A 7,171-nucleotide genomic window follows, 5' to 3' on the forward strand; every position below is an offset into this window, starting at 1 on the left:
CGGAGCAGATGCTGAACTGGGGCCAGTCGACGTTCGACGGTCTCGGTTCGGCGAATCGCCGGGCGCGGGGTTCCGTACGCGGATCGCTCGGCTTGTTCCTCTACACGTTGGCGGTCGGCCGCCCGAACGTGACACCCGGCGGGTGGGCGTCGACGGTGCTCGATGCGGCTGACCGGGGAGAGATCGGGCGGGTCGAGGCGAAGTACATGATCATCGACTTCGTCGCACCGAGTCTGGACACCACGATCCTGTCGACCGGCCAACTGCTCTGGAGCCTGGGAACCACCCCCGGGCTCTGGGAACGGCTGCGCCGGGACCCGGACCTGATCCCGACCGCGGTGGTGGAAGCGGTGCGGATGGCGTCGCCGGTCAGGTCGTTCACCCGATCAGTCGCCGCGCATACCGAGTTCGGTGGGGTCCAACTGCGCCCGAAGGATCGTGTCGCGGTGGTGTTCGCCGCCGCGAACAGCGACGAGCGGCATTTCCACCACCCCGAGAGATTCTCGCTGGAGTGGCGCGGCAGCAACGTCGGATGGGGGCACGGCGTGCACACCTGCGTCGGCATGCAGCTGGCGAAGTTGGAGATGCAGACGCTGCTGCACGCGATGGTCCCGCGCGTCTCTTCCATCAGCGTCAGTGATCCGGAACTGCTGCGCAACAACTGCCTTCAGGGCTTCGAGTCCTTCCGGGCCTCGTTCCGCTGAGTGAACGCCGTCCGCCACAGGCGGACGGTTCATGACGATCCAAGGAGGATGACCGGTGGCCCATGTCATCACGCGACCGTGCTGCAACGACGCGAGCTGCGTCACGGTGTGTCCGGTGAACTGTATTCATCCGACCCCCGGGTCGCCCGAGTTCGCCCGGGCCGAGATGCTACACATCGACCCGGCCGCCTGCATCGATTGCGGGGCGTGTGTGGACGAGTGTCCCGTCGACGCCATCGTTCCGGACGACCTGCTGTCGCCGGACTCGGCCTTCCCGGAGATGAACGCTGACTACTTCCGGGGACGAGAGATCGCCGGCACCTGGACGCCGCCCCGTCCGGCATCGGACTCCGGACCGCTTCCGTTCCGAGTGGCGGTCATCGGTGCAGGGCCCGCCGCCTTCTACACATCGGGGGAACTGCTGCGACACCGCGGCGTCACGGTCGACATGTTCGACCGCCTCCCCACCCCCTATGGTCTGGTGCGCGCGGGTGTCGCCCCGGATCACGCGGCGACCAAAGGCGTCGAGCGGACATTCGCCGCGACCGCGTCTCGAGAGGCGTTCCGGTACTTCCTCAACGTCGAGGTGGGAGTCGACGTCACCCTCGACGAACTCCGCGCGAGGTATCACGCGGTGATCGTCGCCACCGGCGCGGCCGCTGACCGCGCTCTGTCCATCTCCGGCGAGGATCTGCCCGGATCGCTCGCCGCCACGGACTTCGTGGCCTGGTACAACGGCCACCCCGACCATGCCGACGACGAGATCGACCTGAGCGGCGAGTCCGTCGTGATCGTGGGTAACGGCAACGTGGCCCTCGATGCGGCTCGGATCCTCGTGACAGATCCCGATGAGCTGGCGCGCACCGATATCGCCGATCACGCGCTGCGGGCCCTTCGGCAGTCAACGGTGCGGCACGTGAGCATCCTGGGCAGACGCGGTCCGGCCCACGCCGCGTACACCAATTCGGAGTTCCAGGCATTCGCCTCGCTCTCCGGCGTGGACGTCGTCGTGGACCCGGCTGACCTGGTTCTCGACCCGCGGACCCACCGGGACGAACAGGCGGGAACGCTGGACCCCACCACCTCCACCAAGCTGCGCCTCGCCCGCGGCTACGCCGCCCGCACACCGACGGGAGCGGCGCGCACGGTCGCGTTCCGTTACCTGTCCTCCCCCGCCGCCATCCTCGGCGACGACCACGGTGTCTCGGGAGTGCGGGTCACGCGCATGGCGTACAGCACCGACGGCACCGGTCGCGTCGTCCCGACGGGCCCGGAGACGACCGTGCCCGCGTCCACGGTGATCCGGTCGATCGGGTATCGCGCAGATCCGTTCTCCGGACTACCGTTCGACTCCCGTGCCGCCGTCATCCCCAACGACGGCGGTCGCGTCATCGACGACGGATCCCCGGTGGCCGGAATGTACGTCGCCGGGTGGATCAAGCGCGGCGCCCGGGGCGGGATCGGCGCCAACAGGCAGTGTGGTCTGCAGACCGCCGAGGCCATCATCGCCGATTGGACCCAGGGGCGTCTGCCGCCTCCCGCGATCGGTGAGGACGACGTCGACGCCCTGATCGCCGGGCGCCACGGCCACCGGATCGACGCAGCCGGGTGGGCCGCGATCGACGACCACGAACGGGCGGCCGGGCGCATCGACGGCCGCCGCCGCCGCAAACTGGTGTCGGTCGACGAGATGGTGCGGGTCGCGGCGACCGCCACCTGACCCGCCTCGTCACGCCACGCCCGGGAGATCCGGTGAGATCAGTCCCAGGCCGGCAACGGAAGAGCGATGAGCGCCGCGGCCTCGTCCTCACTCACACCCAGGGCGCGCAGGACGTGGGCGGTGACGGCGTCGGTCGTGGCCGCGTCGTCGCGTTCGGGCTGGTCGTGCAGCAGCAACGCCAGCGTCAGCGCGGACCCGGAGACGACGGTCAGGGCCACGTCGATGTCGGTGGTGACGAACCGCCGGGCGGCGACCGCGGCCTCGATATCGCGACGCGCGCGGGGAAGCAGGCCCGCGTCGGCGGTGGAGAGGACCGACAGACCGTGGTTGACCACGACTCTGCTCAATTCGGGGTACCTGCGGTGCAGACGACCGGTCAGGCGGAAGCTCTGCGTGAACATGTGCGCCGGATCGCTCATCCCCTCGGTGAAGGCGTCCAGCAGTTCGCCGTGGTCCTCGACGACGGACATCACCGCGGCCTCGAACAACTCCTCTTTCGTGGCGAAGTGGTTGTAGAACGAGCCGTTGCCGACGTCGGCCATGGTGGTGATGTCGAGGACCGACACCGCGGTCCGACCCTGCGCCATCAACTGCTGGGCGGCACCGATGAGGGACCGCCGGGTCTGGGCTTTGCGTCTCTGAGCCCGCGTGAGAACGCCCGGATCAGCCTGGGCCATCGCATTCTCCTTCCACGATGGGTCACATGGTCCCATACGCACCCGTGACGACTTCGTCAACGGACTTGACTGACGTGTGCGGCGTATATGACGATATCGTCAACCGATACGACGGGAGTCGAGATGACGGTCAACCATGACGTGCACGAGGGACTGCACGCCGATCAGGGCGCCCTGCCCGGGGAACATCCCGGGCGCCGGCCGGACCCGGTGGTGAAAGTCCACGACATCGCCTGGTTGGAGTTCGACAAACCCGATCTCGTGCGCACCGCCGCGTTCGCGGTGGACTTCGGGTTCACCCCCACCTTCCAGACTCCCGATGAGCTGCACCTGCGGGGCGCCCTCGCGGGGCCGCCGTGTGTCATCGTCCGTCGAGCACCGCGGACCGCGTTCACCGGCGCGGCCTTCCTCGCGGCCGACGACGCCGACGTCCACACTCTGGCCTCCGAATGGGGACGGCCCGTGGAGTCTCTCGGGGACGCCCTCGGAGGGAGTGCGGTCACCACCCGGGATCCCAGCGGGTGCCGCGTGCGGGTGGTCTCAGGAGTCACCGAATGGCCAGCGCTGCCCCTGCAGAGCGTCCGCAACCCGTTCAACTTCGAACGCGACCGGACCCGCGTCAACAGCACTCAGCGACCCCCGCGCGCTCCGGCCGTCGTCGAGCGCCTCGGCCACGTCGTGCTGTCGTCGACGCGCTACCTGTCGTCGCTCAACTGGTACCTGCACAACCTGGGAATGATCGTGAGTGACTTCCTGTACTACCCCGGCCAGCGCGAACGCGGACCCGTGATGAGCTTCATCCGGTGTGACCGCGGCGGAGAGGTCGCCGACCACCACACCCTGGCCCTGACGCTCGGCCCCGCCGACCGATACGTCCACTCCGCCTACCAGGTCTGCGATCTGGACGCCCTGGCCGCCGGGAGCGAGTACCTCCTCGACCGGGGATACGACCACTCGTGGGGGCTGGGTCGCCACATCCAGGGCAGTCAGCTCTTCGACTACTGGCGCGATCCGGACGGGTTCCTGGTCGAACACTTCACCGACGGTGACCACTTCGACAGCACGGTCGACGCCGGCTGGGCCCCGATGACGGCGTCAGGCCTCAACCAGTGGGGCCCGCCGGCGACCGCGGACTTCCTGGGTATCAAGCCGGGCCGCGCCGCACTGCGCGAGTTGACCTCCATCCTCTCGTCGTTGCGCGAGTCCGACAACGAATTCGACGTCCAACGCCTCTTCGGCCTGATGAAAGTAGCCCGCACATGAGCCTGTCCGTTCTCCGTACCGCCGACGCGTGGTGGGTGCTGGTGCCCGCCGGCGCCCGTCGCATCGACACGCGGGCGACCACCACCGCCGAGCTGATCGCGGATCGTCAGGCGGTCGTCCTGGCCACGACCGACAGCGGCGAGGTCGTCGACCCGGCGAGCCTGCAACTGCAGTCTCCGGTGACAGCACCGTGTCGGGTGATCGCGCAGATGACGAACTACGTCTCGCATGTCCGCGATTCCGGGATGAACCCCGACAAGGTCCCGCTGACGTTCTTCCGCAAGGCCTCGGGATCGATCGTCGGGCCGAACGACGACATCATCAAGCCCGCGCACGTGCAGCTGTTGGACTACGAGGTCGAGATCGGCCTGGTCTTCGGGGCCAGCCTGCCCGTCGGGACCACCATCGACGAGGCGACCCTCGCCGACGCCGTGGCGGGCCTCGTGATCACCAACGATGTGTCAGCCCGCGACGTGCAGCTGCCCAAGACGCAGTTCTACGAGGCCAAGTCCTACCCGAGCTTCACCCCGGTCGGTCCCGTCCTGGTGTTGCTGGAGCCCGGTGAGTGGGACAGGTTCTCCACCCTCACCCTCCAGTTGCGGGTGAACGGGGTCACGCGTCAGAACAGCACCGTCGCCGACATGATCTACAGCCCCCTGGAGGCGGTGCGGACCCTGAACAGGTTCCAGCGTGTCGACGCCGGCGACCTTCTCCTGACCGGCACGCCCGGCGGCACCGCACTGACCGCACCCGCGAAACCCATCGAGATGATCGGAGCGCTGCTCCCGCCGCACCTGAAGTGGAAGGCGTTCTTCAAGCGCCAGGCCGGTAACCCGAAGTACCTGCAGGACGGCGACATCGTCGAGACGTCGGTCCGTGCGGGCGACGGGACGCTGGATCTCGGCGTCCAGCGGAACGTGGTGCGCTACGCATGATCGCCCCCACCTCATCGGCGTCGTTGTGGCCGGCCTACGACACCCCCGACGACGTCGCGCTGATCGAACAGACACCACTCGACGCCCGCGGGTTGCCGGCATCGACGTACGCGGTCCTCACCCGCGCGGCCGAGCAGTGGCCTGAACGCACCGCGCTGCGCGTCATGCCCGACGCGACCCGGTGGCAGCAGACCACCGACCGCACGCACGCGCAGTTGCTCGACGCCGTCGACAGACACGCCGCCGCTCTCCGCGCCGCGGGGGTCGGCGGCCGGGACGCGGTCACCCTGCTGGCGCCCAACTGCGTCGAGCTGATCGAGGTGTTCTTCGCGGCACAGCGCGCAGGCGTCGCCGCCCCGATCAACCCGGCCATGAACGCCGAGCACGTGGCCGAACTGATCGGTAGATCGGGCTCGAGGGTCCTCGTCGCCGCCGGCCCCGACCTCGACCCCGCAGTCTTCTCGGGACTTCCCGACATCGTGGCCGCCACCGGGATCGACACGGTGTTCCTCCTGCGCCCCACCGGGGCCGATACCGAACCCGAGGTGCCCGACCTGGGCGACGTCACCGTCGCCTACCTCGACGCGGCCGAGCTCCCCCGCGTCGCGGTCGAGGAGGACCGCGGTGCCGACGACCTCGCCGCGCTGTTCCACACCGGTGGGACCACCGGCGTGCCCAAGCTGGCCGGTCACTCGCACCGCAACGAGGTCTCCAATGCGTGGATGATCGCGGCGAACACCGTGCTCGACGAGGACTCCGTCGTCTTTGCCGCGCTGCCGCTGTTCCACGTCAACGCGTTGATCGTCACCGTTCTCGCCCCGATGCTGCGCGGCCAGACCGTCGTGTGGGCGGGACCGCTGGGGTACCGCGACCTCGCCCTCTACGGCGTGTTCTGGCAGCTCGTCCGGGCGCACGAGATCTCCGCGATGAGCGCCGTCCCCACGGTGTACTCGGTGCTCGCCCAGTGCCCGGTCGACGCCGACATCTCCAGTCTGCGGGCGTGCCTGGTCGGCGCGTCCATGCTGCCGCCCGCGGTGCGTGAGGGGTTCGAGTCCCATACGGGAGTCCCCCTGCTCGAGGGTTACGGACTCACGGAGGCGACCTGCGCCAGCGTTCGCAGTTTCTTCGACGGCCAGCCCGCCGGTTCGGTCGGGCAACGCCTGCCCTATCAGCAGATCCGCGCCGTCGACGAGCACTGGCAGGAACTACCCGCCGGCACCGTCGGGCGGCTCGTCGTGTCAGGCCCCACCGTGTTCGCCGGCTACGTCCGCGGCCGCAAGGACAACGGGTTCGATCTCGATGACGGCGGGTCTGTTCGCGACGGGTGGCTGGACACCGGTGACCTGGGATCCGTGGATGATCGCGGTTTCGTGACGCTCACCGGCCGCGCCAAGGACCTCATCATCCGCGGCGGGCACAACATCGATCCCCGCGCGGTCGAGGACGCTCTTCTCGAGCACCCCGATGTCACCGACGCCGGGGTCGTCGGTCGTCCCGACGTGCACGCGGGCGAGGTCCCCGTCGGCTATGTCACCGTCCGCGACGGCGCCACGGTGTCCGGCGGTGACCTGCAGGCGTGGGCGACCGAACGGGTCTCCGAGTCCGCGGCCGCCCCTAGAGAGGTCACGATCATTGACTCGCTGCCGGTCACCGATGTGGGCAAGCCCTACAAGCTCGCGCTGCGAGCCCTCGCCACCGAAACCGCGCTCACCGCGGCGCTCACCGACGCCGGGGCACCCACATCGGTGGACGCTCGGATCGTCGACGGTTCGATCGTGGCCGTGGTGCAGCGGGCCGGTGACGTCGACACCGCAGCCCGGGTCCTCGACAGCTACGCGATCCACTGGCAGTGGGCGCCGGCCGACGGGCGCA

Annotated in this window: 6 protein-coding genes; 5 read left to right on the top strand and 1 reads right to left on the bottom strand. The window is 69.2% G+C overall.

Features of this window, described 5'->3' with window-relative positions:
- Together G6018_RS13305 and G6018_RS13310 are read left to right on the top strand one after the other, a co-directional pair.
- Positions 1-704 (top strand): cytochrome P450 (locus G6018_RS13305; RefSeq protein WP_182639860.1); only part of this gene is annotated, 704 nt, incomplete at its 5' end.
- 55 nt (positions 705-759) lie between these two features.
- Positions 760-2,424, top strand: coding sequence for an FAD-dependent oxidoreductase (locus G6018_RS13310; protein WP_179524906.1), 1,665 nt, complete (start codon positions 760-762; stop codon positions 2,422-2,424).
- A gap of 38 nt (positions 2,425-2,462) precedes the next feature.
- Here G6018_RS13310 and G6018_RS13315 read toward each other — a convergent pair whose 3' ends face one another.
- Complete coding sequence (locus tag G6018_RS13315) at positions 2,463-3,101, bottom strand: TetR/AcrR family transcriptional regulator (protein ID WP_182639861.1); 639 nt, start codon at positions 3,099-3,101, stop codon at positions 2,463-2,465.
- A 123-nt stretch (positions 3,102-3,224) separates the two neighbouring features.
- On the opposite strand from G6018_RS13315, the gene G6018_RS13320 reads away from it, so the two are divergent.
- From G6018_RS13320 to G6018_RS13330, 3 genes are all read left to right on the top strand, one after another.
- Complete coding sequence (locus G6018_RS13320) at positions 3,225-4,364, top strand: VOC family protein (protein WP_182639862.1); 1,140 nt, start codon at positions 3,225-3,227, stop codon at positions 4,362-4,364.
- Positions 4,361-5,299, top strand: a complete 939-nt coding sequence (locus tag G6018_RS13325; RefSeq protein ID WP_182639863.1) for a fumarylacetoacetate hydrolase family protein — start codon at positions 4,361-4,363, stop codon at positions 5,297-5,299. The genes G6018_RS13320 and G6018_RS13325 overlap by 4 nt, the downstream gene beginning before the upstream one ends.
- On the top strand, positions 5,296-7,171 hold a 1,876-nt coding region (locus G6018_RS13330), incomplete at its 3' end, for an acyl-CoA synthetase (RefSeq protein WP_182639864.1). The genes G6018_RS13325 and G6018_RS13330, both read left to right, overlap by 4 nt.

This window comes from Dietzia sp. DQ11-44 (genome assembly GCF_014145205.1).
Classification (GTDB): Bacteria; Actinomycetota; Actinomycetes; order Mycobacteriales; family Mycobacteriaceae; genus Dietzia; species Dietzia natronolimnaea.

Excerpts from the sequence above, each read along its gene's own strand:
- G6018_RS13315 (WP_182639861.1), bottom strand. The coding sequence starts at position 3,101 with ATGGCCCAGGCTGATCCGGGCGTTCTCACGCGGGCTCAGAGACGCAAA.
- G6018_RS13320 (WP_182639862.1), top strand. The coding sequence starts at position 3,225 with ATGACGGTCAACCATGACGTGCACGAGGGACTGCACGCCGATCAGGGC.
- G6018_RS13325 (WP_182639863.1), top strand. The coding sequence starts at position 4,361 with ATGAGCCTGTCCGTTCTCCGTACCGCCGACGCGTGGTGGGTGCTGGTG.